Origin of the sequence: Pedobacter agri PB92 (assembly GCF_000258495.1) — a bacterium.
Classification (GTDB): Bacteria; Bacteroidota; Bacteroidia; order Sphingobacteriales; family Sphingobacteriaceae; genus Pedobacter; species Pedobacter agri.
The window spans coordinates 1-25,644 of record NZ_AJLG01000023.1 but is presented as its reverse complement, the minus strand read 5'-3'; the positions used below and the strand labels follow the sequence as shown (position 1 = coordinate 25,644).

Below are 25,644 nucleotides of genomic sequence, written 5' to 3'. Positions count from 1 at the left end.
AATTATATCATACACCAACGCTCGGTTTTAACCTTTTCTTGTTGTAATTTGGATTAGGGCGTACGTAATGACGGAGTAATTCAAATGAATAGAAAAGTACAGACTTAATTTTCGTTTCTCTTCTTATCTCCGTCGAAGATTTGCTGCATCAGCTTGCCCCAGGCAAAAGGATTGAGCAACGGGTTGGTTTGAACCATATTCTTATTAATCATACGGTCGAAGTTGTAGCGATAATTCTGGCTTGAAATCTCCTGGCCATCGCGAGGCAATGTTTGGATCAACCCATTAATTGATGATCTGGAGAGGTTTTTCTTGGCGATAGCCATATCATCATCTGCCAGTTTCATTGATAAAAATTCACGTGTAAATTCTTCGGTGGTTGCCCACGGAAAAACCCGAACCGAAGGCAAATCAATTACATTCGCTTTCAACTTCACCATAATCGTGTATTTGCTATCGGGAGTACTTTCAGGAATTACGGTAGAGAATTTTTTATAACCAATAGCTGTAAAAAGAATCGTGTCGCCCGGATTTACAATGAAAGTAAAATAACCTCGGTAATCTGCGGCCACGCGTTTAGCATTGGCAGAGAGGTTGGTGATGGTAACATAAGGAATTACATTTGTGCTATCGATATCGGTAATAATCCCAGAAAACTGAATAAGTTTTTCTTGCGCCGGCCTCTGTTGTGAAAAAGCAGCGGTAGAAAAAAGAAGACAAATCAGGGCAATACAATATCTCATTAAGACAAAAGTAATTTTAAAAATAAAACTTCCTTGTTAAATATTGTTAAAGCTATTCCTGCTCTGCCATGTTTACAGCAACTACTGAGGTTATGCTTGGAACAGCCTTCATAATCGCCTGCTCAATTCCTGATTTCATTGTCATGAAACTCATCGGGCATGAACCGCAATTGCCTAAAAGCTTAAGTTTTACTGTACCTTCAGATGTAATTTCTTCAACAGAAACATCCCCTCCATCGGCCTTTAAATAAGGTCTGATGGTTTCTAATGCCTGTTCTACTTGCTCTGTTAAATTCATTATGTGTATTTTAAAATATAAAAGTAGTAATTTTTTAGTAATTAGCCATTTGTGCGTTATTAATGGAAATTTGCTGGGCTATTTTACTGGCAATATCTCCAAAGATAACATCCAAAAGCGGATTTTGATTTAAAGCCACTGGTTTCCCGTTGTCGCCCGCCTCGGCAATGCCCTGAATAATTGGAATTTCTCCTAAAAATGGCACATCAAATCGCTCTGCCAACACTGTTCCACCACCTTTACCAAAAATATAATACTTATTTTCCGGCAGTTCAGCAGGTGTAAAATACGACATATTTTCAATCACCCCCAAAATTGGAATATTAATTCCCGGCATACGGAACATGGCCAATCCCTTATGTGTATCTGCCAAAGCTACTTGCTGTGGAGTAGTAACCACCACTGCTCCCGATATTGGAAAACTTTGGGTAATGGTAATGTGAATATCTCCCGTTCCTGGCGGAAGATCGACAATCAGATAATCCAATTCGCCCCAATTGGTATCATTAAACAATTGCTTTACGGCATTTGAAGCCATTGGCCCCCGCCAAGGTACCGGCTGACCAGGATCTGCAAAAAAACCTAACGATAATAACTTAATTCCATATTTTTCAATCGGAATAATTTTCGTTTTGCCCTCTGCAGTTTCTACCGCACCCGGTTTGGCATCAACCAAATCAAACATGGTTGGCACCGACGGGCCATAAATGTCTGCATCAATTAAACCCACTTTAGCGCCGTCTTTGGCCAAAGTAACCGCTAAATTGCTCGCAACAGTAGATTTACCCACACCACCTTTTCCTGATGAAACCAAAATAATATTTTTGATGTTATCTAGTGAAGATGAATTGATTGGCTGGGTTACCCTCGAAGTGACATTAATGTTTACCTCTGCTTCTGCTGAAACGAAATGTTTAACTGCATTGGTGCAGGCATTTTTTAGCATTTCCTTCATCGGGCAAGCTGGAGTAGTAAGCTCTAATGTAAAACTAACTTGGTTATCGGCTATCTGTAAATCCTTAATCATGTTCAAGGTTACCAGATCTTTTTTCAGATCGGGATCTTCAACATTTTTCAAGGCATCTAAAACTTGTTGCGGGCTAATTGGCATTGTATTAATTTAAATTCAAAATTAACAAAACATAGCCACAAATACTTTTATTTAGGCTTTTAAACTGTAATTTTAACACGAAATAAACATTTAATTGTTACGTTTAAGCAATTAACCATTTTTACAACTATATGCGCATACCAAAAATTAAGATCCCTAAAAAATATTTAAAAATCGGAGCGTGGGTTTTAGGTGTTTTTTTAATTATTTGTATTGCCTTGGGTGCTGTGGCCTATAGTAAAAGGGAAGCGCTTTTAAAGAAAATGGTGGCCAAAGCGATATCTAAGGCTAATAAAGATTACGGGCTTGATGTCAAAATTGGTTCCGCAGGATTTACCGGCATGAGTACGGTAAAAATGACCAATATTTCTGTCGTTCCAAAAGATCGGGATACCTTATCTAACATCAGCGAATTAAGTGTTGGGGTGAAGCTATTTCCATTGATTTTTGGAAATGTAAAACTGGCTGAGGTAGAACTAAGTAATGGCTTTGTGAGTGTGGTTTTCAGAGATTCAACCAGTAACATCGATTTTATCCTTAAAAGGAAGAAAAAAGATAGCACTGAAAATACCGGAAAAGCTAATCTCCCGGAAATTGCCAATAACCTTTTAAACCAGGTATTGTATAAAATCCCTGATGATATGGACATGAAAAACATGGTTTTCAGGTTCAACGATCATGACACTGCAAAATTAAGTTTCGCCACTACTGCTACTATAGACGATGGCGATTTAAAATCGACCATCAATGTAAATGAAGGTGAATCTACCTGGCATGTTGATGGACTGGTAGAGCCCGGCAAAAAGCAATTGAGTTTTATGGCCTATGCCGATGGAAAGAAGCTCGAACTTCCGTATCTCAATAACAAACTTCACGCTAAGCTAAGTTTCGATACACTGCAAACCGAGTTGAAAGATGCTGGTTACAGTGGCGATGATTATAAAATATCCGGGTCATGGTCTGTTAAAAACATGTTGATTAATCAGGCCCGAATTGCAAGCAACGACATTATTGTTCAAAGCGCAAAACTGGATGCAGATGTTCTGGTGGGCTCAAACTATGTGGCTTTAGATAGTTCGTCAACTGCATATTTAAAAAATGCAGAGATTCATCCTTACATCAAATATACTTTAGGTAAAAACAAAATTTACGAACTTAAAATTAATGCCGATGAGCAGGATGCCCAGGCGATTTTGGATGGTTTTCCGCAAGGGTTATTTGAATCGCTGGATGGTTTGAAAGTGCAGGGCAAAGTGAAATACAATTTAAACTTTTATTTAGACACAAAAATTCCTGATAGCGTACGTTTCAGTTCTACGCTTACCCCTGTAAATTTCAAAATTTTACAGTGGGGAAAAACCAATCTGACAAAAAATAAACAGTCCATTTGTGTATACGCCGTATGAGTATGGCAAACCGATGCGTGACATCACGATTGGTCCGGAGAATCCAAATTTTACGCCTTTAAATGCAATTTCAAAAAACTTTATTAATGCGGTTTTAACAGCTGAAGACCCTTCTTTTTATACCCACAACGGCTTTGTAGAAGAATCGATCAGAAAATCGATTGCCGTAAATTTTAAAGAGAAAAAGTTTAAGCGTGGTGGCAGTACCATCAGCATGCAACTGGTAAAAAATATTTACCTGAGTCGCCAGAAAACATTGGCCCGAAAGGCAGAAGAAATTCTGATTGTATGGCTAATTGAGCACAATCACCTGGTTAGTAAACAACGGATGCTTGAGGTTTACTTCAACATCATGGAGCTTGGACGCAATATTTATGGAATTGGCGAAGCATCAAGATATTATTTTGGTAAACAGCCCGCCGATTTAACCATTGGTGATGGCTTGTTTCTGGCCAGCATTGTGCCTAAACCAAAAGCATCAATGTATAAGTTTATGGCGGATGGAAGTTTGAAGCCATTTATGTTCAATTATTTCAGGTTCATGGGAAACATCATGGCAAGAAGAGGATTAACTCCTGGTGATACATCGGGTTATGGTTTCTATAATGTGCGCTTACGAGAAGGCCTTCGCCAATACCTGGCGCCAGATACCGCCGTAATAGATACAACGGCTTTTGATGATGACGATGAAGATGGAATGGCTCCAGTAATTATGCAGGATAAAAACAAAAATCTCTTCGACAGGATTTTTGGTGGTGCGAATAAAAAGGATTCCGCAATTGTTAAACCAGCGGATACCACAAAAAGCAAAAAGCAGTTAAGGCAGGAGCGAAGAGAACAGCGCCGCCGTGAAAGAGAACTTGAGAATGGTGGCTAAAACAATTTAATGTTGGCTTTACAACATTTCAACTGACAACATTAAATATTACAATAAAAACATGCACAAAATAAAAGTTGAGGATAAGGAATTCGAGATTTTTTTAGAAAATGAAACGTTAAACAAAAGAATTCGTTTACTGGGAATTCAAATGAATGTAGATTATGATGGCAAATGCCCATTATTTATTGGAATTTTGAACGGCAGTTTTTTGTTCATGGCCGATTTAATAAAAGAAATTAACGTACCCTGTGAAGTTGCATTTATGCGTGTTGCCTCCTACGAAGGAACTTCCAGCAGTGGTAAAGTAAAAGAACTGATCGGCTTACCAGATGATATTGAAGGAAGAGACATTATTATTGTTGAAGACATTGTCGATACCGGTTTAACCTTAACGCATATTATCAAGACACTCCAAGAAAAAAATCCGGCATCATTAAAAGTAAGCTCGCTTTTACTAAAACCCAGCGCTTTAAAATATGATATCAAAGAACTGGAATACGTTGGTTTTGAAATCCCTAATGAATTTGTTGTAGGTTATGGATTGGATTATAATGGCCTGGGCAGAAACCTGAAAGACATCTACAGAGCAACTGAAGGATAATTTTTAAACCCGATTAATTTATTTTTCGCACCTTTGTCGAATAATTTCTAACACAATGACCATACACAAAGAAGGCTACACTACGATAGCAATAACCATTTTACTAATTTTCGTTATCAACGCTGTTGTTGATTATAAATATTACGACATGACCTGGTTACGTTGGTTCATTTATATTTTCTCCGCTGCATTATTTATTATCGTTTTACAATTTTTCCGCAATCCAAGCCGTCAGTTTTCTGCTGGAGAAGAGTTGGTTATTTGCCCTGCCGATGGAAAAGTTGTGGTAATTGAAGAAACGGAAGAAGGCGAATATTTTAAAGATAAACGCTTACAGGTTTCTATTTTTATGTCGCCAGTAAACGTTCACATTAACCGTAATCCAATCTCTGGTGTGGTTAAATTCTTCAAATATCATCCAGGTAAATATTTGGCAGCGTGGAATCCAAAATCATCTACAGAGAACGAACGTACCACTACAGTTGTGGAGCATGCGAATGGAACACCTGTATTATTCCGCCAAATTGCCGGAGCTTTAGCCCGGAGAATTGTTTGGTATGTTAAAGAAGGAGATCAGGTTAAGCAAACAGAGCAGTTCGGGTTTATTAAATTCGGCTCCAGAGTAGATGTTTTCCTTCCCATTGGAACGAAGGTTAACGTCGAACTTAACCAAGTTGTTAAGGGAGGAATAACAACGTTGGCAACATTAAGTTAACCGACAAAATATAAAACATTTAAAAAGCCGATTTAGAAGATTCTAAACCGGCTTTTTTTATTATTTAATGATCTTGAGATACCAATTGGTATTATTTAATCAGTTGCATCATTTCCCACTTCCTTATCATGATCATCATTCAATGGGCGATCGCTAATTAAACGTTGCGTTGGATAAGCGAAATCAGATTTATTTCTTACAATGATATCCATAATTTCCAGATTGATCTCCTGTCTGATTTTCAGGAATTGCGCATTATCTAAAATCGTAACAAAATAAGATATTTCGATATTCAATCCTGAATCGCCAAAGCTTTTAAAATGCGCATTGCCATCCGCCGTTCCATCCCGCTGATTAATATAATCTTCAATTTCTGAAACGATCTTTTTTACTGATTCAGCATTGGTTTCATAGGTTAAACCAATGATAAAGGCAACTTTACGTAGATTGCGCAGGGAAAGATTTTCCAATACGCCATCAATCATGCCACGGTTTGGGATAGTAGCCATTGTTTTCTCTGAGGTACGAATCCTGGTGCTTCTAAAGCCAACCTTTTCAATCGTTCCTTCCACACCATCTACCTTAACTAAATCGCCAACCACAAAGGGCTTATCTAAAAATATCGTGAATGAACCAATCAGGTTCTCTAAACTCTCTTTGGCCGCCAAAGCAATCGCGATACCTCCAATTCCTAAACCTGTAATTAATGTTAATACATTTACCTCAAAAACGAAGCCCAGTAAAGTAAAAAAGCCGATAAAAACAACAATGGTTTTAAATAACTCCTTTAAAAACGGCACCAACTGATCATCAGATTTATTATGTGTAAGTGAAGCTTTGAATAATAAAACATGACTGATAAAATCGATAATCCTTAAAATAATCCAGAAAACGGAGAGGATGATCATGAAGAGAAATATCCGATCAATACAATCGCCTATGCTTACCGGAATTGCTTCTTTCGTTTTTCCTACCAGTTTACTGTAATGGAAAATTGCTACTTCTAAAGGATGTTTAAGTTGATTAATGGACAGGTATAACGTAGCAAGCAGGATAAACGTTTCAATAGGCTTTACCAGCAAAGCAACAAAGGCTTCATCGTGAGATTGTTGCGAGAAACTCTTAAATAGCTTAAATAATAGTTTGCTTAAAAGCTTTGAAAAAATGCGTTTAAAAATTAAACCAAATAACAAAATCCCACCAAAAAGGCAATAATCTTTTACCGTATTTCCCCAAAATTCTTGGTCAAAAAATGCAGAATCAAACATATAGATAAAGGTATAAACAAAAAAACCTCCACGAAATTAATCGTGAAGGCTATATCTTATAATAAAGAATATTATTTTCTCAAAGATTTGATACGAGCAGCTTTACCAGTTAAAGCACGTAAGTAGAATAATTTTGCTCTACGAACTTTACCATAGCTATTCACTTCTACTTTCTCAATGTTTGGAGAATTAAAAGGGAAAATACGCTCAACACCAACACCGTTGCTAATTTTACGAACTGTGAAAGTTTCGTTAGCACCCGCACTGTTACGTTGGATTACAACACCTTGGTAAATTTGAACACGTTCTTTATTACCTTCGCGAATTTTATAGTGTACGCTCACTGTATCGCCAGACTTGAACGCAGGAAAATCTTTTTTCGCGATGGCCTGCTCTTCAACAAATTTTACTAAATCCATGATTTTAAGCTATTAAATCGATATTTCAACCCGTGAAATTCGGATTGCAATATTAGGGATTTTTTTTCAATTAAAAAAACTAATTTTATTTTTTCCACAATCTTTTAGAATTCCACATTAATAACGTGTAAATGCTTCTATTCCAAAAGATCAGGGCGACGGCTTTTGGTGCGTTCCAATGCCTGTTCATGCCGCCATTCATTCACCTTTGCTTCATGTCCGCTGAGCAAAACATCAGGCACTTTATGGCCACGCCAATCGGCCGGCCGGGTATAAACCGGCGCATCTAAAAGCTCTCCCTGAAAGCTATCAGAAAGGGCAGAGGTTTCATCATTTAAAACACCGGGAATTAACCGAACCACCGCATCTACTACAATAGCAGCAGGTAGTTCTCCACCGCTTAAAACATAATCGCCTACAGAAATTTCACGGGTGACAAAAATATCGCGAATGCGTTGGTCGATTCCTTTATAATGACCACAAAGAATAATGATATTTTTTTTAATAGATAACTCATTAGCAGTGCTTTGATTTAAGGTTACACCATCCGGACTCATAAAAATGATCTCGTCATATTCACGCTCAGCCTGCAGTTTTTCAATACAGGCGGCAAAAGGTTCAATGCTCATCACCATTCCACTGCCACCACCATACTGATAATCATCTACGCTTTTCTGTTTATTGGTTGCATAATCACGCAAATTATGCACAACAATTTCAGCAATTCCCTTTTTTTGGGCACGTTGTAAAATAGAGTGGGCAAAAGGACTTTCCAACAAAGCAGGAAGCACGGTTATAATATCGAAACGCATGTGCAAATATAAAGTTTTTCCCAAAGGGATGGCTACGATGCGGTTGGGAGTTTTAGACGGATTGCACTAAACCGTCCACTGGTCGTGAATTACTGCCACCAGGAAATAAGCATTTTCGTGCTTTTTAAATACAAACCTTAAACTTGTCCAGTCTAATCCTTTGTACTTCTCTTCAAAACCTTTAAAATAATATTCCGTGAAATGCAGTTGCGGATAACTTTCCTTTAAATTGTTAATGGTGTTACCCTGGCCGATAAATTCATCGTAACTCTTTTTCTCAGCATTTAAATAATCAGCATTATAGATAAACCGATCGATGTATGGCTTCACTTTCATTTTAATGGCTTCGCCACTTCCATCGAAATGGCCCCAGGTTAAGGTCCAGTTTTTATCAATGGCTTCTAAAAAATCTTTAGCTAAAACATGCTTGTGTGTCGGATCGATAAATCCATAGGGAGAAAACCGCACACCATCAACAGGATGAAAACAGGAAGCGAAACCTGAATAGTCTTTTTCTTTCAACGCCTTCAAAGCCTTTAAACCAACAGCCTCAATTGAATCTTTCTGGGTTTTCTTCGCAACGGGTTTTTCGGCAACAGTTTTTTGTTCTGATGGCTTGTTTTGATTACAACTTATAAACAGCAGTGCCGCAGCAAAAGCAATAAATAAACGTTTCATAAAAGCTTAACGAACAAACTTCAAAAAGGTTTATGCAAAGAATTACTTCTCTAAATAAACATCCAATAATCCTTCAGGCAAATCCAGGGTCAGAATTTTTTCTTCATCGTCAATTTCAACAATGAAATCTTCATTTAGCGGAAAAAGAATTTCGGTTTCGTTGTATAAAACAGTTGCGATAAACTGTTGCGGGTATTCATTTACCTCCAAAATTTCGCCCAGCTCACCCAAAGTTTCATCTACGGCCTTAAAGCCCTTTAAATCGGTATAGAAAAACTCACTTTCATCACGTTCAGGCATTTGGCTTAACGGCAAATACAATTTCTTTTTTAACAAAGGCTGAGCTTTATCTATATGATCAACGTCATCAAAGTTAAAATAACCTGTTTTATTGGCTTGAAGCTTTGATTCTGCCACAAAATAAGGCACTAACTTTCCATTCATATCGGCGAAAACTACATCAAAATCCAACTGCTCATATTCATCAAATTCGAAAAATATCTGAACTTCTCCTTTTAAACCTCTGGTTTTGGTAACGTATCCTACGTAAAATGCTTCTTCGTGTTTCATGAATTAAAGCGGTATGTATTTTAACTATTGTGAATCTGATTTTTCATCTGACGATTAATCTCATTCCGATATTAATTCCTTGATGAGATTGCTTTGCGCCTTGCAATAACGCTGCTAAATAAAAAATCTCTTTAAATAAAAATAGCGTTCCGAAATTCGGAACGCTATTTCTTGAAACAAAATAACTGAATTATTCTGCTCCTTCTTCTTTAGTAGCTTCTGCTGCAGGCGCTTCTTCAGTTGCTTCAGCATCAACAGCTGGAGCTTCTTCTTCAACAACTTCTTCTGCAACTGGTGCATTTTTAGCTGCGATTGCTGCTGCTCTGTCTTCTTTTTTCTTAGCTTCTGCCGCTAATGCTGCTTTACGCGCATCCGCTTTTGAAGTAGCCAAACCTTCTGTTTTACCAGAGATTTTACCAGCTTTAGCATCAACCCAAGCAGCGAATTTTTCGTCAGCTTGTTCTTGAGTTAAAGCACCTTTTTTAACACCACCTTCTAAGTGTTTTTTGTATAAAACGCCTTTGTAAGATAGAATAGCACGAGCTGTATCAGTTGGCTGTGCACCACTGTTTACCCAAGCTAAAGTTTTTTCGAAGTTAATTTCGATAGTAGCAGGATTGGTATTTGGGTTGTAAGAACCTAAACGCTCAATGAATTTACCATCACGTGGAGAGCGAGAATCTGCTACCACAACGTGGAAAAAAGGCTTTCCTTTTTTACCGAATCTTTGCAATCTGATTTTAGTTGCCATTTCTTTTCGTATTTATGTATTCAACATAGTTCCCGGAGCTACATGCTGCGGGGCTGCAAAGATAAGTAATGAATTGATACTTTGCAAATTGAAAAAGGATTAAAGAACAAACGGGTAAGACTTGTATAACAGGAAAGCTTGAACGCAGGTTTAATCTTTTATCCTTGGTCCTTCATCCTTGTTCATTTATCTTTACCAGCATGAAAAGAATAGCCATTGATATGGATGAGGTGATTGCCGATGCCTTAGGGAAATTTATCAAACTTTATAACAGAGATTACAACGTTCCTTTAGATTTAAAAATTGATGCCGGAAACGAAATTTACCACCACGTTCCACAGGATGCAAATCAAAAATGGTTCGAATACATAAACGAACCTGGCTTCTTTCGCGATTTAGAAGTCATTGCCGATAGCCAACGTGTAATAAAAGCTTTGCAGGAAAAGTACGACGTTTACATTGTTTCAGCCGCAATGGAATTTAGAAATTCACTTATTGACAAATACGACTGGATGGCCGAACATTTTCCTTTTATTGATTGGCAGCATATCATGTTCTGCGGAAATAAAATCGTAGATGTAGACATCATCATTGATGACCGCATTAAAAACTTCGTTAATTTTTCTGGCAGGCCTTTGTTATTTACATCTCCTCACAATTTACTAATTACTGAATACGAACGTGTAAATACCTGGGAAGAGGTTGCCGGTTTATTGCTTTAATATTTGAAAGGGGGCGTAAGCGTTTCATCGGCTTTGTAGCCAGGCTTTTCGCTAAATCTTTTATGCTGCCCTTCGACTACGCTCAGGGCAACAGCATAAAAGGATATCGCAGCAATCCCGCTTAACAAAAACAGGCAGTTCAACAAACCCGCTCAACCGACCATTTAGAATAACGAATGGCTCGAAGTTGTTCAACGATTTCGCGGTTATCTTAGAGGGAGAAAACCAAAATCATCCACATCTGGCATAAGAAGAAATAAGCGAAATGGGCTTATATGAATCTTAAGTGCCTTATGTGGATAATTTCATCACTTTCTAAAAATTAAACTCTCCAATCAAATTTCCGTTTCTATTATCAGCTGACATTGGCAGTACGATTATTTTTCGCTGCTGTTTCCCGGTTGCATATCGGGTATAAATCTCAGCCGTTACAGTTGTTGGTCCACTAATGTTAATTTGCCTATCACCAAAATAGTTTACTTCGATTTTATACTTTCCTTTCACCGCTTTTTTAATCATAAATTGCTCTGGACCATAGCCAGACGTAAAATCATTGCTAATTCTACCACCAATTTTAGTTCTGTTATTGGAATAATAACCCTTTTCACCCGTTGGATCGGTTAACCATAAATCAATATCGGTATCATTTTTATTCCAGTTCAACACCACACGAACATCAACAGGCAGTGGCGTAATCAACCTCTTATCAATGCCACTGGTATTTAATTTAGCTCCGTGTTTTGTAATCAGATGATTAATCTCAGAAATGATAATTTCTTCTATACCCTGGTCACGATCTGCTATTTGCGAATTATAACTTTGGGTTAAAACCTTGTATAAATTATCCAGCGCTTTTTGGTATTGACCCGCATCGGCCAAAGCCAATGCATAATCACGGTAACTTTGCGCATCCATCGGGCGCCATTGCAAAACCTTTTGGGTAACAAAGATCTCCTCTGCATAATTTCCGGTTTGCTTTAATTTATAAGCCAAAGTTTTATACAGATCAGCATTTTCTAAATCCAGATCGGCAATGCTACTTAAAATGGTTAGCGCCCTTACACTATCTTTTTGTTGATAAAACCAGTTGGCTACATCGAAATAAAACATCGGTGTGGTAATGTAACCTGGTCGCATTTTCAGATAGGCCTGGTAAGCACTGTCGGGTTTTCCGACCAGGTTTTTCATGTAATCTTTATCACTTTTAAATTCAGGGATAATGATGGCAGGTTGGGAGGCTACACTTTGAGCCCTACTTATATTTATTTCGCGTAATCCTGCTTTGTTTACACTTAAGCCCGCAACGCTTCCTTGTAACGCTGCGCTAGATCCCATCGCCTGAGACCGAACAACTGAAGAAGCACTTGCAGTTTCCATGCGTTTTGCTTGTGCTGCATTACCAATAACAACAACTTCATTTAAAGCCTGGCTTTCGTCTGCCTTGGCTTCCCGCTCCACTGCCAAAGGCGGGGGCATAACTCTTGGTGGTGATGCCTGGGTTGCTGCAGCAGCCTGGCGCCTCGGACCCGCAGGCGTAGCCACCACAACGTTTGCAATGGGGTCTCCACTTCCGGTTGTAGAAACCGGTATTGGGTACTCTTCTTTTGCTTTAACTGGTTCCTTGTAGTAGAAATCCGTGTTCCACCAGGTTTTCAATTCCTTAGTCATCGCAATAGCCGCGTTAAGCAAATTGGTTTTACGCTCCTGAATATCTATTCTACGCTGCTTTAAAACCGCGTCGTACGCCTGACGCAATTCTGCAGGTGGCGCAATATCATACCGCAAATAATCTTCCAGGTCTTCTAAAACGATTAAACTGGTATTGCGGGTAACAATACCAAATTGCTTACTTAATAAACTGATGTCTTCCTTGTTTGCTTCATACTGGATGTCCATTTCGGAAATTTTCTTTTGTGCCCAAACCTGGCTAATATCGATACTACTTAAAGCATGCTCCGTTGCATTCAAACGAACTGTTTGTTCCGCTACAACCGTGTTTCCAAATCCAAATTGTAGTATAAATTCGGTGTTTAAACCATTTAATATTCCTGCAACTGATAAATGCCCGTTTACGTTTACACGCATCGATGGATAGGTTTGCCGAATATCAGTTCCATTTTTTATGCCCAAAAACTGCAGGTTTTCTACATCCATTTGCTGAAAAGCATTTTGAACAGAAGTATTATTGAGGTTGATAAACTGTCCGCCGTTTTTTGAAGTGATATACTTTAATGTGCTATAATCGGCTTTCAAAGATGTATTGATACAGTGAACGGGTTTATTAAGTGCAACAGCGCTTTTGCCAAAAGTTGATAATCCATCACTAAATAAAATATATTCTTCGGCAGGCAAAACCCTTGTATTGATTGCACTAAAATTTGTGCCACCATCATAAACTAAACTTTCGAGTTTGGCTTTTAACGCATTCCAGTTTCCATTGGTAATTTCAAAAGTTCCGGCATTTTTGAAACCATTATTAAGTAGCCCTAACTGGATGGTAAGATTTCGTTTTTTCTCAACGATTAAACCTAATAACTCAATTTCCTTTTTGATATCTCGTTGTAAACCACTTAGTGATGTATCCCAAATTAAGCCAATTTGATTCGCCCATTGTTTCGGTCGGCTTTGCTGTTTCGGGAAAACATTTACAAGAAAATAATAGCCGCTTGATGCTTTTTGCATTTGTACTTCGGGTAAATCATTTCGTTTAGGCAGATTGATGCTTAGCCCGTTTTTTGGCTGGTAATTACTTTTATTAATTTCGGCAACATAGGTATTTCCATTTGCTTTGAAATTAAATGTCCCATCTGGTTGTTCGCCCAGCTCAGGTTTTAATACACTCTCGTAAATGGTTGTTTTTAGCGAAAACTTCTCAATTGATTGGTTGTAATCAAGTGGTAGGTGATACCAAAGCGCATTGCCCTTATTAAAGCCTAATTCTTCTTCATAACCTACAATAATGGTTCTGCTACCATTTGCAGGTAAGGGATGAATTCTGGTTCGAAAATTATTCCCTTCTACCTTTTCCAGTAAACCCGGGTCAACACGACGACGTTCGATACTTTCGAAAACTTCTGTTGCTTTGGCTTTTTCTACCGGAACAGCCTCACGCATTTTTCCATTAATATCTAAAGCGTACCGGCTAATGCTCACGCCTTCGGGCATTGGAAATGTGAGCTCTCCCTCTAAAATCCGATTGCTGCTATTGCGGAAAGTCATTGTCATTGTGGTAGTAGCAATGTTTCCAGTAATTTGCACATCAATATTCAGTTTGCTTAACTTCACGGCTGGCTTATCCTGGTCATCGTTAGGTTGCTGGACTTTTAACACTGGCATTTGCGCCTGAACAAAAAGGGAGATGAATAATAGAGGGAAGATAAGTAGGTGTTTAGCTATTTGCATGACTTCGATTTTTTAATAGTGATGCAAAATGATTTAAGATTACATAAATTTATTTTGAAGGCACTTTGCGATGAAGCGAAAACAGAAGCATATCTTGCGTTCAATCTGGTTGATAACCATACAAAATTGCGAGAGTGCTTTTTAATAAAAATGTAACAATTAAATAAACCTTGGTTCTAATTATAAAAAAGTGAAACTATGTTATTAACTACAACGCCTTCGGTTGAGGGCAAAAAAATTGTAAAATATGTCGGTTTGGTTACCGGAGAAACAATTATTGGCGCAAATATTTTTAAAGATTTATTTGCCGGAATAACAGACATTGTTGGTGGCAGATCGAGCTCTTACGAACGCGTTTTGAGAGAAGGAAAAGACACAGCCTTAAATGAAATGCAACAATATGCAGCAGCCTTGGGTGCAAATGCAATTGTTGGAATTGATTTAGATTATGAAACCGTCGGTAGTGGCGGCAGCATGTTGATGGTTAGCGCAAATGGTACTGCGGTAATTTTAGAAGACATTTAAATAAAAAAGGGTTCCGGAAACCGGAACCCTTTTGTTTAGAATGAAAGAATATCTATCAGTTTTAGCCACTTTGAACTTACCTTTTCAGCATCGATGTGCTTAATGGCATAATCAAATGGGGTGAAAACAATTTCGCGGTTTACCTGGCCGGCCATTACACAGCTTTCGCCATTGATTAGGCCTTCTACTGCCGCTACACCTAATTGGCTTGCTAAAACACGGTCCATACAGGTTGGCTTACCACCACGCTGGATGTGTCCTAAAACCGAAACCTTTGTATCGTAATGTGGGTATTTTTCCTGAAGAATTTCACCTACTTTAAATGCACCGCCTGTATCGTCTCCTTCTGCTACGATAATAATTTTTGAGGCTTTGTCTTTACGACTATGTTCGAGTTTATGCAGAATATCATCTGCATTCATGTTCGCTTCAGGAATCATGATGGCTTCTGCACCCACGCCGATACCACTTCTTAAAGCGATCAAACCAGAATCCCGTCCCATCACTTCTACAATGAAAAGTCTGTCATGAGATTCTGCCGTATCTCTGATCCGATCTACCGCATCAATTACGGTATTAATGGCAGAATCGTAACCGATGGTAAAATCTGTTCCGGCCAAATCATTATCTATCGTTCCGGGTAAACCAATAATTGGAAAATCAAATTCATGTGAGAAAACATTAGCCCCGGTAAACGTTCCATCCCCACCAATCACTACTAAAGCATCAATATTTTTTGCTTTTAAGTTATTATATGCGGTTTGGCGTCCTTCTTTGGTTCTAAATGTTTCACTACGAGCTGTTTTTAAAATGGTTCCGCCACGCTGGATAATGTTTGCAACAGATTTACGATCCATTGCTATAAAATCATTATTAATTAAACCTTCATAGCCACGGATAAAACCAGTTACCTCAATATCGTAATAAATGGAAGCCCTTACTACTGCTCTAATTGCGGCGTTCATGCCTGGCGAATCGCCACCAGAGGTTAAAACACCAATGTTCTTTATCTTGTTCATTTGATTATTTCTTTCCCTTGAAAATATCTAAGGCGCTTTGCAAATATAGTGCATATTCTTTTGCATCAAAGATTGCACCTTGAGGAGCAACTAAAGTATTCAAATCATGTCCTGCTAAAACATAAAATGGCTGAGAGTTAGAATTGTATTTTGTTGCCTGAAAATCAGCATTCCATGCACCTAAATCTTCGGTATTTTTACGCAAAATTTCAGAATAGTGAACCTGATTTGCCGGCACTTTGGCTGATCTTTCATCAACATATAATTGTATAAGCACAAATTCTTCTTTAATTAACCGTCCTACCTCCGGGTCAATCCAAATTTTATCTTCCATTTTTCTACAATTCACACAGGCATGTCCGGTAAAATCGATAATCATTGGTTTGTTTACTTTTTTAGCGTAAGCCAAACCCTCCTCCAAATCGAAAAAAGCGTTAAAACCACGTGGTGGGTGTAAAACATCGCTGTATTTTACTTTAGCCGGAAATTCAGATGAACTTGCAGCGGCCGGCGCATTTCCGCCAAGAATGAAATCCTGGGTATTCATTGGTGGTGCCAAACCACTTAAAACACTCACCGGAGCCCCCCATAATCCAGGCAAAATATACACTGCAAATGAAAATGATAAGATGGCCAAAAATAATCTCGGAACCGAAACATATGGAAGATCACTATCATGAGAAAATTTCAGTTTTCCAAGGAGATAAATGCCCATCAAAACAAAAATCACAATCCATAAGCAAAGGAAGATTTCTCTATCAAACCATTCCCAGTGCCAAACTAAATCTGCTGCTGACAAAAACTTTAACGCTAAGGCCAATTCTAAAAACCCAAGACAAACCTTTACACTGTTTAGCCATCCTCCAGACTTCGGCATGCTATTTAAAAAGCCAGGAAAAATTGCTGATAAAGTGAACGGAAGCGCAAGCGCCAATGCAAAGCCAAACATACCTACTGCAGGACCAAGCACATTGCCTTTTGAGCTAGCCTCTACAAGTAAAGTCCCGATGATTGGTCCTGTGCATGAAAATGACACCAATGCCAAAGAGGCTGCCATAAAAAATATGCCGCCTAATCCCTTGCTGCTATCCGCTTTCTGATCAATCTTATTGACAAATGAACTCGGTAAAGTGATTTCAAATGCGCCAAAGAAAGAGATGGCAAACACAATGAGCAAAATAAAGAAAGCGAAGTTGAACCAACCGCTACTACTTAGTTCATTAAGTTTACTCGATCCGAATAATAAAGTAATTAATAAACCAAAAACTACATAGATTACAATGATAGAGATGCCATAAATAATGGCCTGGCCGATTCCTTTCTTTCTGCTTCCTGCCCTTTTTGTAAAATAACTGATTGTTAAAGGGACCATTGGAAAAATACATGGCATTAAAAAAGCAAGAAAACCGCCAAACAAGCCTTTTATGAAAGTTTGCCATAGCGTTAATTTTTCGGTTTCTGTTGTTTTTGAAATAGGTTTTGCAGCAGCTGTTGTGTCTTTCTTAACAGCTTGTGTCGTATCCTTAACAATCTTGTTTGCGGCACTGTCTTGCGCTGAGCCTACCTCAGTAAAAACAATATCATCTGGCAAACTTGTGGATGTGGTGTCTTGCGCAAAAGCAGCATGACTTTTAACAGCAGGCAATGCCAGAAACATTGTTGCCATTAAAAATAATAATAGGAACTTTCTCATTTGTGTGTTTCGTGTGTTCGAGGCGTGAAATTAAGAATAATTTTATTAAGAGCTTATTGATAAGCCCTACACCGTGCAGATTTTACTTTAAAAAGAAACAGTCCCGAAAAATTCCGGGACTGTTTCTAAATATTTAAATATCAATTATTTAACAGGAATACTAAATGCAACCTCTTCTGGTGGCAAACACTGCCTGTCATTACAAACCATAAATTCTACTTTACCCTTCACGGTAGTAGCGGCTTTGTTTAATTTTACTTTTTGTTGAAAGACCACAGTTTTTTCGAAAAAACTCACATTCATTTTAAAGGTATCTTCATATTTGGTAATCGCTTTCGGCTCTGCTGTTTTACCAACTAAACTGAAATCTTTAGACGGAGAAAAGGCAAAAGTTGTTTTTACAGGGCCGCCATCTTTAACATTCTGTGAGTAAATATGCCATTTATCATCAATGGTTGCTTTTAAATATAAAACAGCTTCAGTTTTGCTAACTTTTTTTGCTGCATATGACCAGGTGACTGGTTTTTCAATTTGAGCAAATGCCGCAGCAACGGTAAACAATACCATTGACAGCGCCAGGGTGATTTTTTTCATTGTGTGTTTATTTTGTGTGTGTAAATTCAATTTCTTTAAAGTTAAATAACTTCTGAGTTCCGCCAACATTCATCAGCAATTGCCCGTTTTCTTCAACTCCATCAATTATCCCTTCAAAAACCTCTCCACCTTGTTTATAAAATCCGCTTATGCCAAAATTATAAAGCCTTTTCAGGTAAATATCATGTAAAATACTAAATTTTCCTGATTTCAAAATTAGGTAGTATTTTTCCATAAAGACGAATAATTTCTCCATAATGACTTCTAACTGAACTTCCCTGTGTAAAATTCGAAATACAGAAGTTGCTTTATGACTGATATCTTCTGCAAAATCCTCTTGGTTGATATTCAGGCCAATGCCAATTACTGATGATTTGATCGACGAACCTGTCAGCGTATTTTCAATCAATATCCCACCTAGTTTTTTATTAAGATAATACATGTCATTAGGCCACTTTATCTTAATACCTTGAGGGATAAAGTGTGACAAAGCCTCGCTAACAGCCAAACTTACGGCCATATTAAGGTAGAACTGTTTGTTTAAGGCTAAAGCTGAAGGCTTGAGATAAATACTTGCACTAATGTTTTTGCCTACTTCTGTTTGCCAAACACTATTTTGCTGACCTCTCCCGGCAAACTGATTATCTGCCATAATTGCAGTGCCTTCCGGTAATGGCTCGGATTTTGACAGCAATTCTTTTAAATAATTATTAGTAGAATCAACTTCTTTTAATTTGATTAAATTTTGACCAACAAATAGTGTCGAAAAAGTGTTATTTTGCAAGTGTTGAATTTATAATATTGTAATTCCAAAATTAAAGCATTTTAATGGTAAAAAAGAAAATAGTAGCCCTTTCTACATACCTTTCTGAGTTAGCCGTTCATGGCATTCAGGAAAAAAAAGGAGAAGATATAGTGCGGTTAGATCTAACAAATATTCACACCTCTGTAGCTGATTATTTTATTATTGCTAGCGCCAATTCTGGCACACAAGTAAAAGCAATTGCCGATAGCGTAGAAAAGGAAATCTATAAAGCAACTCAAACCGACCCCAGACATAAGGAAGGTTTTGAATCTGCTGATTGGATTATTCTAGATTATTTCGATGTGGTTGTGCACATTTTTAAAACCGAGAAACGCCATTTTTATGGCATTGAAGAATTGTGGGGCGATGCTGAGAGCACAAATTACCAAAGCGCATAACCTACTGAAACCATTTTGAAAAAGACAAATGAACGATAATCAAAATACAAACGAGAACAAAAAACCGGGAAAAAGAATTCCTAATATCCCGAAAAAACCACAAAAGGGACCTAAGTTTAATATCTTTTGGGTTTATGCAGCAATTATTGTTGCCATTATAGCTGCTCAAGTGCTTTTCTCCGGAGATGGCGGTAAAAAAATTGATTATCCAGAATTCGAAAGTAAAATGCTTTTGACTGGAGATGTTGAAAAATTAGTTGCTTACAAAAGCGAAGACCTTGTAAAAGTTGAAGTTTATATTAAAAAAGCTGCGCTTGATAAGCCAGAATATGAAAAGTATAAAAGCACTAGCAGATTTGCTACAGCCAACAGTGGCCCGATTGTATATTTCAATGCAGGCACGATGGATGGCTTGGATAAACAATTGGCCGACTCTCAAAAAGATCTTCCTGCAACGCAGCCAAGAATTTTAGCCGAGAAAGAAAGTCGCAGCAACCCGTTTTTGGGCTTATTGGTTAACATTGGTTTACCATTGCTTTTATTAATCGGTTTCTGGATTTTTATGATGCGCAGAATGGGCGGCGGTGGTGCCGGCGGTGGTCAGATCTTCAGCATCGGCAAATCAAAAGCTACCTTATTCGATAAGGAAAGCCAGGTAAACATCACCTTCAATGATGTTGCAGGATTAGAAGAAGCAAAACAAGAGGTAATGGAAATTGTCGATTTCCTTAAAAACCCTAAAAAATATACCAATCTGGGAGGTAAAATACCAAAAGGCGCTTTGCTTGTTGGTTCGCCAGGTACGGGTAAAACTTTATTGGCGAAAGCAGTAGCTGGTGAAGCTCAAGTTCCGTTTTTCTCTTTATCAGGATCCGATTTCGTGGAAATGTTTGTTGGGGTAGGTGCTTCACGTGTTCGAGATTTGTTCAAACAAGCTAAAGACAAAGCGCCATGTATCATCTTCATTGATGAGGTTGATGCCATTGGCCGTGCCCGTGGAAAAAACAGTGTAATGGGCGGAAATGATGAACGTGAAAATACATTGAACCAGTTATTGGTAGAGATGGATGGTTTCGGAACAGATTCTGGCATCATCATTCTTGCTGCTACAAACCGTCCGGATGTATTGGACTCTGCTTTATTGCGTCCAGGTCGTTTCGATAGACAAATTTCAATTGATAAACCAGATTTAGTTGGCCGTGAGCATATTTTTAACGTTCACTTAAAACCAATTAAAACGGCTGAAGAAGTAGATGCCAAAAAATTATCAGCACAAACACCAGGTTTTGCCGGTGCTGAAATTGCGAATGTTTGTAATGAAGCTGCATTAATTGCCGCCCGTAGAAACAAAGAGCAGGTTGATATGCAAGATTTTCAAGATGCAATTGACCGCGTAATTGGTGGTTTAGAAAAGAAAAATAAAATTATCTCTCCTGAAGAGAAACGAATTGTGGCCTACCATGAGGCGGGTCATGCTATTGCAGGCTGGTTCTTAGAACATGCAGATCCATTAGTTAAAGTATCAATTGTTCCTCGTGGTGTTGCGGCATTAGGTTATGCGCAATATTTACCAAAAGAGCAGTTCTTATATACAACTGAGCAATTAATTGACGGTATGTGTATGACAATGGGTGGCCGTGTTGCTGAAGACATTACTTTTGGTAAAATCTCTACAGGTGCACAAAATGACTTAGAGCGCATTACTAAGTTATCATATGCAATGGTTAGTATTTATGGTATGAATGAAGCCGTTGGAAATGTTTCTTTCCATGATCCTCAAAACGAATACAATTTCAACAAACCATATTCTGATAAAACATCAGAATTAATTGATGTTGAAGTGCGTAAGCTTATTGGTGATGTCTATATCAAAACTAAACAGTTATTACTTGATAAACAGGATGGCTTAGAAAAATTAGCTCAAAAATTATTAGAGAAAGAAATCTTATTCCAGGCCGATTTAGAAGAGATTTTAGGTAAACGTCCTTTTGATACGCGTACCACTTATGATGAATTTGTAAACGGGACAGGCGATCAAACGCCGGCCGCTGAAGGTTTAGTTCATGATGGTGTAAGTGATACTGATATCAATAAAGAAGTTACCGGAATTAATCCTGCTTCTGATAAAGCATAAAATATGCTAATTGCATATAAAAACAATTATACATAAGTTTGAAACCTTGAACCTAAAAAATTCAAGGTTTCATTTTTTTATACAATGAAGGATAACACGACCGCGAAAGAACAAATACTGAAAAAGATAAGAAAGGCACTTTTAGAAAAACGTGAAAATCCTTATCCGAATCTTGAGGAAAGCCCTTTATATAAAAAAAATACAGAGGAGCTGGAAGTGTTGTTTGCGGAACAGTTAACAGCAATATCAGGCAACTTTATTTTCTGTGAAGATGGGATCGATTTTTTCGAAAACATGCTTCAACTTGCAGATCGGTTTAAATGGCGGAAAATTTATTGCTGGGAACCAGAACTTCAGGCGTTTTTATCTAAATATGAATTTCCCTTTTACCAAACCGATAAAGATTTTGAGCAGGCTGAAGTAGGCATAACGCTATGCGAAGCCCTGATTGCGAGAAATGGGAGTGTGATGGTAAGTAATCAAAGTGCTGCAGGGAGACGCTTAAGTATTTTCCCTCACCATCACATCGTAATTGCCAGAACAAGCCAGTTAGTTTTGGATTTAAAAGATGGGTTCCAATTACTTAAAAATAAATATGGCAATCAAATCCCATCGATGATTAGTAACATCACCGGCCCAAGCCGAACCGCTGATATTGAAAAGACTTTGGTATTAGGCGCACATGGCCCTAAAGAACTTTTTGTTTTTTTGATAGATGATTTTAGTTAAAAAATTTCCTTATCTAATTTATTAACCATAGTTTTATACTACATACCGTTTTAGTATGCGGTATTATAATTATGAGCAAAGTAATAAATACGGTAATTACCGGCACAGGAAGTTACATCCCTGAAAATATAATTTCTGGTAGCGAATTTTTAAACTCAACTTTTTTTGAGAATGGAACGCGTTTAGAAAAAGAGAACTCGGAGATTATCCACAAATTCTCTGAAATTACAGAAATCGTTGAAAGAAGATATGCTTGTCCTGAGCAATTGAGTAATCACATTGGTGCTTTAGCTGCTCAAAAAGCAATAGATAATGCAGGTATTGATAAAGAGACATTAGATTACATCATCTTTTGCCATAATTTTGGCGATATCCCTTTAGGAAGTAACCGCATAGACATTCTGCCTTCGCTGGCTGCAAAAGTTAAACAACAACTGGGAATCGCAAATCCTGATTGCGTAGCTTATGATACCATTTTTGGTTGTCCGGGATGGGTTCAGGGATCAATTCAGGCTGACTATTATATTAAAAGTGGTGATGCCAAACGGGTGATGGTTATTGGAGCAGAAACATTGAGCAGAATTATTGATCCGCATGATCGTGATAGCATGATTTTTTCTGATGGTGCAGGTGCTGTTATTTATGAAGCTAAGGAAGAAGAAGATCAAAAAAAGGGAATTCTGGCCCACAAAACCGAAACACATGCAGTAAATTACAGCAACCTTTTGGTGATGGGGAAAGGATCACACCCTGAAGAAACCAGCGGTAATTTTTATCTCAAAATGAATGGCAGAAAACTTTACGAGTTTGCTGTGGTTCAGGTTCCGCAAGTAATTAAAAAAGCCATAGATAAAGCTGGGTTAAGCGTGGAAGATGTTAATATTGTATTCGTTCATCAGGCCAACGGTAAAATGGACACTGCAATTATGAAGCGTTTATTCAAACTTTATGGCAAAGACACCGTTCCTGATAATTTAGTCCCGATGACGATTTCCTGGCTTGGAAACAGTTCGGTAGCTACTGTTCCAACGCTGCTAGACTTAGTGCTAAAAGAACAAGTGAAAGGCTACAAAGTAAAAACTGGTGATATTGCTGTATTTGCATCTGTAGGTGCAGGGATGCATATCAACGCATTTGTTTATCGCTTTTAATTAAGTCTTTTTAATCCAGCTTTTGCCTGGCTTTCAATACTGCTTTCATACTCATGATTTTTCATTGATATGGCGGTATTGAAGGCCTCTTTTGCTTTAGTTATATTTTTACGCTTTTCATAAACTTTACCCATTTGCAAAGCTGCATTTGCTGCAAAATAATATTTCAAGGTTTTACCCTGATTAATTGTAGCCTGATAAGCTGCTAAAGCCTGATCATCTTTTCCCTGATCATCATATATTCGGCCTAAACGATAGTTAAATTCAGTTTTATCCCGGTCACTGGAAAAATCACTTGTATTTTTGTCAGAAAGATACTGTAATGCCTTGGATAAGTACCCACCATCATATAGCAACCTCGCTTTCAACAAATCAATTGCTGGTGTAGCGGCGCTGGCTTCATTTTTAGCCTGCTTATCTTTTTCGTTATAAGTATAGCCATTACTAATTACTTTGGACATGTAGCTTGTATAGCCATTTCTATCGCCTTTAAGCAACGAAATCCACCCCATCCGAAGGTTTGTATCCTTAATATAATTTACGCCTTTATTGGTTTGTAGAAAACGGTTAAAATAGGCAGTTGCATTTAAATCCAATTTGTTTAAATGTGCAATTCCCTCCAGATATTCCAGATAAGGGAAAGGCTGATACAAATTACCTTCCGGCTTTTTTGAAAGGATAGTGATAGCCTCATCGTTATGGGCATTTTTAATACAGACATAACTTTGTAAGTAACTTTTAAGTAAGCTGGTGTCTGCAATTCTTTCGGTGTACTTCATGGTTTTTGAATAGGCCGATGAACTGTGGGCTACATCAGTAAGCACGTAGGCATAATAGAAAATCACTTCTTCATAGAAGGGTTCGTAGGATGATTTTGGCAGGTTTTGCGCTAATTTTTCAAACATATCTAAACCACCTTGCATATTACCTTTAATGCCAAAGGTTGACAATGCAGTTTTTAAAGCGCCATCAGGCATATTCCCTAATACTACATTGATAAGGCCCAAGCCCTTTAAATTAAGATGGAAATTAGGGAATTTCTTTGCATTATCCTGTAACATACTATTCGCCCTTTTAATGCACATCGCCGCATTAAAATATTCTCCAAACCTGCCATGAATCAGCGCCCATTGTAAATTGATTTCGGCCTGAGCATAAAGGTAGTAAGGTGAAGCTTTATCATCATCACTAATTTGATCCAATCTGGCCGACTTGTTGCCTTTTAACCGATCAAAATCAGCTTTGCTTTCAGAAGTGATAATGGTGAAATAATCTACATAGTTTTCTAATAGCGGAATAATCGAATTCTTTGGATGTTGCTTTTTTTCTGTGGAGATATAAGCTTTAGCATTTCCTAATTTCAGTTCAAAAATGCTTCTATATGCATTTAAACAGTTAGCGTTAAAGTCAAAGTTTGCAAATAGTGCTAGCGGAAAAGAAAGTAATAGGGAGAACGTGACTAAGCGTAAAAATTTTATCATTAGAAGGGTATTCGTTTATACTGCCGAACGGTACAGAATTCACATTTTAAAATATCTACAATAAACGCAAAAAACTTATTCTTGTTTTGTGTATAAACAAAAAACGTCCCGATAATATCGAGACGTTTTTTAAATAATTTCCTAAGCGATTATGCTTCTGCTACTTCGTGAGTTAAAGCCTCATCAACCAAAATACGACCGCAGTGTTCGCAAACGATAATTTTTTTACGTTGACGAATATCTAACTGACGTTGAGGTGGAATTTGGTTAAAGCAACCAGAGCAAGAATCACGATCAATGGTTACCACAGCTAAACCGTTAACAGCATTTTTGCGCAAACGCTTGTAAGCTACCAATAAACGTTCTTCAATTTGAGGCTCTGCTTTATCAGCTTTCTTTTGTAAATCCTGCTCTTCTTTTTCAGTTTCAGCAGTAATTACATCTAGTTCGCCTTTTTTAACATCTAAATCCTTCTTTCTGCCATCTAACTCAGCTTTAGCAGCTTCATAAATTTCAGTTTTTGAAGTGATTTCGAAACCATGTTCTTTAATTTTTTTCTCAGAAACCTGGATATCTAAACCTTGAATCTCGATTTCTTTAGTTAAAGCATCGTATTCACGGTTATTTTTAACTTCTTTTAATTGAGAATCGTATTTTTTGATAGCTGCCTGAGCATCTTTGATCGTATTTTTACGGGTTACGATTGAATCCTCAAGATCATCAAGTTCGCCTTTGATTT

The 25,644-nt window shown here is 37.8% G+C and carries 26 protein-coding genes; 10 read left to right on the top strand and 16 right to left on the bottom strand.

What is annotated here, in order from left to right:
* Positions 1-104: 104 nt before the first annotated feature.
* The 3 genes from ON09_RS05315 to ON09_RS05305 are packed head-to-tail and all read right to left on the bottom strand — an operon-like array spanning position 105 to position 2,152.
* Positions 105-743: a peptidase associated/transthyretin-like domain-containing protein gene (locus tag ON09_RS05315; RefSeq protein WP_010600024.1), complete on the bottom strand. Its 639-nt coding sequence runs from the start codon at positions 741-743 to the stop codon at positions 105-107.
* 52 nt (positions 744-795) lie between these two features.
* Positions 796-1,041, bottom strand: coding sequence for a NifU family protein (locus ON09_RS05310; protein WP_010600023.1), 246 nt, complete (start codon positions 1,039-1,041; stop codon positions 796-798).
* Between the two features lie 34 nt (positions 1,042-1,075).
* The gene (locus ON09_RS05305; protein ID WP_010600022.1) at positions 1,076-2,152 is read right to left on the bottom strand and encodes an Mrp/NBP35 family ATP-binding protein; all 1,077 of its coding nucleotides are present in this window, start codon (positions 2,150-2,152) and stop codon (positions 1,076-1,078) included.
* Between the two features lie 131 nt (positions 2,153-2,283).
* On the opposite strand from ON09_RS05305, the gene ON09_RS25905 reads away from it, so the two are divergent.
* The 4 genes from ON09_RS25905 to ON09_RS05290 all read left to right on the top strand — a co-directional run bounded on the left by ON09_RS25905 (position 2,284) and on the right by ON09_RS05290 (position 5,754).
* Positions 2,284-3,558 (top strand): AsmA family protein, encoded by a 1,275-nt coding sequence (locus ON09_RS25905; protein ID WP_238533613.1) that lies wholly within the window; start codon positions 2,284-2,286, stop codon positions 3,556-3,558.
* Positions 3,542-4,435: a biosynthetic peptidoglycan transglycosylase gene (locus ON09_RS25900; protein ID WP_238533612.1), complete on the top strand. Its 894-nt coding sequence runs from the start codon at positions 3,542-3,544 to the stop codon at positions 4,433-4,435. Before ON09_RS25905 ends, ON09_RS25900 begins: the two co-directional genes overlap by 17 nt.
* Positions 4,436-4,496: 61 nt before the next feature.
* Entirely contained in the window at positions 4,497-5,039 is a 543-nt protein-coding gene (gene hpt, locus ON09_RS05295; protein WP_010600021.1) for a hypoxanthine phosphoribosyltransferase, read from the top strand.
* Positions 5,040-5,094: 55 nt separating this feature from the next.
* On the top strand, positions 5,095-5,754 hold the full coding sequence (locus ON09_RS05290) for a phosphatidylserine decarboxylase family protein (protein WP_010600020.1): 660 nt from the start codon (positions 5,095-5,097) through the stop codon (positions 5,752-5,754).
* Positions 5,755-5,849: 95 nt separating this feature from the next.
* Here the strand turns inward: ON09_RS05290 and ON09_RS05285 are convergent, their stop codons facing one another.
* From ON09_RS05285 to ON09_RS05260, 6 genes are all read right to left on the bottom strand, one after another.
* On the bottom strand, positions 5,850-7,022 hold the full coding sequence (locus ON09_RS05285) for a mechanosensitive ion channel family protein (RefSeq protein ID WP_010600019.1): 1,173 nt from the start codon (positions 7,020-7,022) through the stop codon (positions 5,850-5,852).
* 71 nt (positions 7,023-7,093) lie between these two features.
* Positions 7,094-7,441 carry a 50S ribosomal protein L19 gene (rplS, locus tag ON09_RS05280; protein WP_010600018.1) on the bottom strand — a complete coding sequence of 116 codons (348 nt, stop codon included), beginning with the start codon at positions 7,439-7,441 and terminating at the stop codon, positions 7,094-7,096.
* A gap of 137 nt (positions 7,442-7,578) precedes the next feature.
* Entirely contained in the window at positions 7,579-8,253 is a 675-nt protein-coding gene (trmD, locus tag ON09_RS05275) for a tRNA (guanosine(37)-N1)-methyltransferase TrmD (RefSeq protein ID WP_010600017.1), read from the bottom strand.
* Between the two features lie 66 nt (positions 8,254-8,319).
* Complete coding sequence (locus ON09_RS05270) at positions 8,320-8,931, bottom strand: hypothetical protein (RefSeq protein ID WP_010600016.1); 612 nt, start codon at positions 8,929-8,931, stop codon at positions 8,320-8,322.
* A 42-nt stretch (positions 8,932-8,973) separates the two neighbouring features.
* Positions 8,974-9,501, bottom strand: coding sequence for a ribosome maturation factor RimM (gene rimM / locus ON09_RS05265; RefSeq protein WP_010600015.1), 528 nt, complete (start codon positions 9,499-9,501; stop codon positions 8,974-8,976).
* A 190-nt stretch (positions 9,502-9,691) separates the two neighbouring features.
* Complete coding sequence (locus ON09_RS05260) at positions 9,692-10,252, bottom strand: 30S ribosomal protein S16 (protein WP_010600014.1); 561 nt, start codon at positions 10,250-10,252, stop codon at positions 9,692-9,694.
* Positions 10,253-10,452: 200 nt separating this feature from the next.
* Here ON09_RS05260 and ON09_RS05255 point away from each other — a divergent pair, with 200 nt between their 5' ends.
* On the top strand, positions 10,453-10,974 hold the full coding sequence (locus tag ON09_RS05255) for a 5' nucleotidase, NT5C type (protein ID WP_029204127.1): 522 nt from the start codon (positions 10,453-10,455) through the stop codon (positions 10,972-10,974).
* A 315-nt stretch (positions 10,975-11,289) separates the two neighbouring features.
* On the opposite strand, the gene ON09_RS05250 is transcribed toward ON09_RS05255, so the two are convergent.
* Positions 11,290-14,376, bottom strand: coding sequence for a VIT domain-containing protein (locus tag ON09_RS05250; protein ID WP_010600012.1), 3,087 nt, complete (start codon positions 14,374-14,376; stop codon positions 11,290-11,292).
* A gap of 198 nt (positions 14,377-14,574) precedes the next feature.
* On the opposite strand from ON09_RS05250, the gene ON09_RS05245 reads away from it, so the two are divergent.
* Positions 14,575-14,901 carry a heavy metal-binding domain-containing protein gene (locus ON09_RS05245; protein WP_010600011.1) on the top strand — a complete coding sequence of 109 codons (327 nt, stop codon included), beginning with the start codon at positions 14,575-14,577 and terminating at the stop codon, positions 14,899-14,901.
* Positions 14,902-14,936: 35 nt separating this feature from the next.
* Here ON09_RS05245 and pfkA read toward each other — a convergent pair whose 3' ends face one another.
* The 4 genes from pfkA to ON09_RS05225 all read right to left on the bottom strand — a co-directional run bounded on the left by pfkA (position 14,937) and on the right by ON09_RS05225 (position 18,991).
* Positions 14,937-15,920: a 6-phosphofructokinase gene (gene pfkA / locus ON09_RS05240; RefSeq protein WP_010600010.1), complete on the bottom strand. Its 984-nt coding sequence runs from the start codon at positions 15,918-15,920 to the stop codon at positions 14,937-14,939.
* A 4-nt stretch (positions 15,921-15,924) separates the two neighbouring features.
* Positions 15,925-17,613, bottom strand: a complete 1,689-nt coding sequence (locus ON09_RS05235; RefSeq protein ID WP_010600009.1) for a protein-disulfide reductase DsbD family protein — start codon at positions 17,611-17,613, stop codon at positions 15,925-15,927.
* 144 nt (positions 17,614-17,757) lie between these two features.
* A complete protein-coding gene (locus ON09_RS05230; protein ID WP_010600008.1) occupies positions 17,758-18,207 on the bottom strand; it encodes a protein-disulfide reductase DsbD domain-containing protein in 450 nt (149 codons plus the stop codon).
* A 7-nt stretch (positions 18,208-18,214) separates the two neighbouring features.
* On the bottom strand, positions 18,215-18,991 hold the full coding sequence (locus ON09_RS05225) for a biotin--[acetyl-CoA-carboxylase] ligase (protein ID WP_010600007.1): 777 nt from the start codon (positions 18,989-18,991) through the stop codon (positions 18,215-18,217).
* Positions 18,992-19,035: 44 nt separating this feature from the next.
* On the opposite strand from ON09_RS05225, the gene rsfS reads away from it, so the two are divergent.
* The 4 genes from rsfS to ON09_RS05205 all read left to right on the top strand — a co-directional run bounded on the left by rsfS (position 19,036) and on the right by ON09_RS05205 (position 23,424).
* Positions 19,036-19,410 carry a ribosome silencing factor gene (gene rsfS, locus ON09_RS05220; protein ID WP_010600006.1) on the top strand — a complete coding sequence of 125 codons (375 nt, stop codon included), beginning with the start codon at positions 19,036-19,038 and terminating at the stop codon, positions 19,408-19,410.
* 28 nt (positions 19,411-19,438) lie between these two features.
* Positions 19,439-21,544: an ATP-dependent zinc metalloprotease FtsH gene (gene ftsH / locus ON09_RS05215; RefSeq protein WP_010600005.1), complete on the top strand. Its 2,106-nt coding sequence runs from the start codon at positions 19,439-19,441 to the stop codon at positions 21,542-21,544.
* 84 nt (positions 21,545-21,628) lie between these two features.
* Entirely contained in the window at positions 21,629-22,273 is a 645-nt protein-coding gene (locus ON09_RS05210) for a LutC/YkgG family protein (protein ID WP_010600004.1), read from the top strand.
* Positions 22,274-22,344: 71 nt separating this feature from the next.
* On the top strand, positions 22,345-23,424 hold the full coding sequence (locus ON09_RS05205) for a 3-oxoacyl-ACP synthase III family protein (protein ID WP_010600003.1): 1,080 nt from the start codon (positions 22,345-22,347) through the stop codon (positions 23,422-23,424).
* Here ON09_RS05205 and ON09_RS05200 read toward each other — a convergent pair.
* Positions 23,421-24,905 (bottom strand): tetratricopeptide repeat protein, encoded by a 1,485-nt coding sequence (locus tag ON09_RS05200; protein ID WP_010600002.1) that lies wholly within the window; start codon positions 24,903-24,905, stop codon positions 23,421-23,423. The two genes, ON09_RS05205 and ON09_RS05200, sit on opposite strands and share 4 nt — an antisense overlap.
* 149 nt (positions 24,906-25,054) lie before the next feature.
* A partial coding sequence (locus ON09_RS05195; RefSeq protein WP_010600001.1) for a zinc ribbon domain-containing protein occupies positions 25,055-25,644 on the bottom strand: 590 nt, incomplete at its 5' end.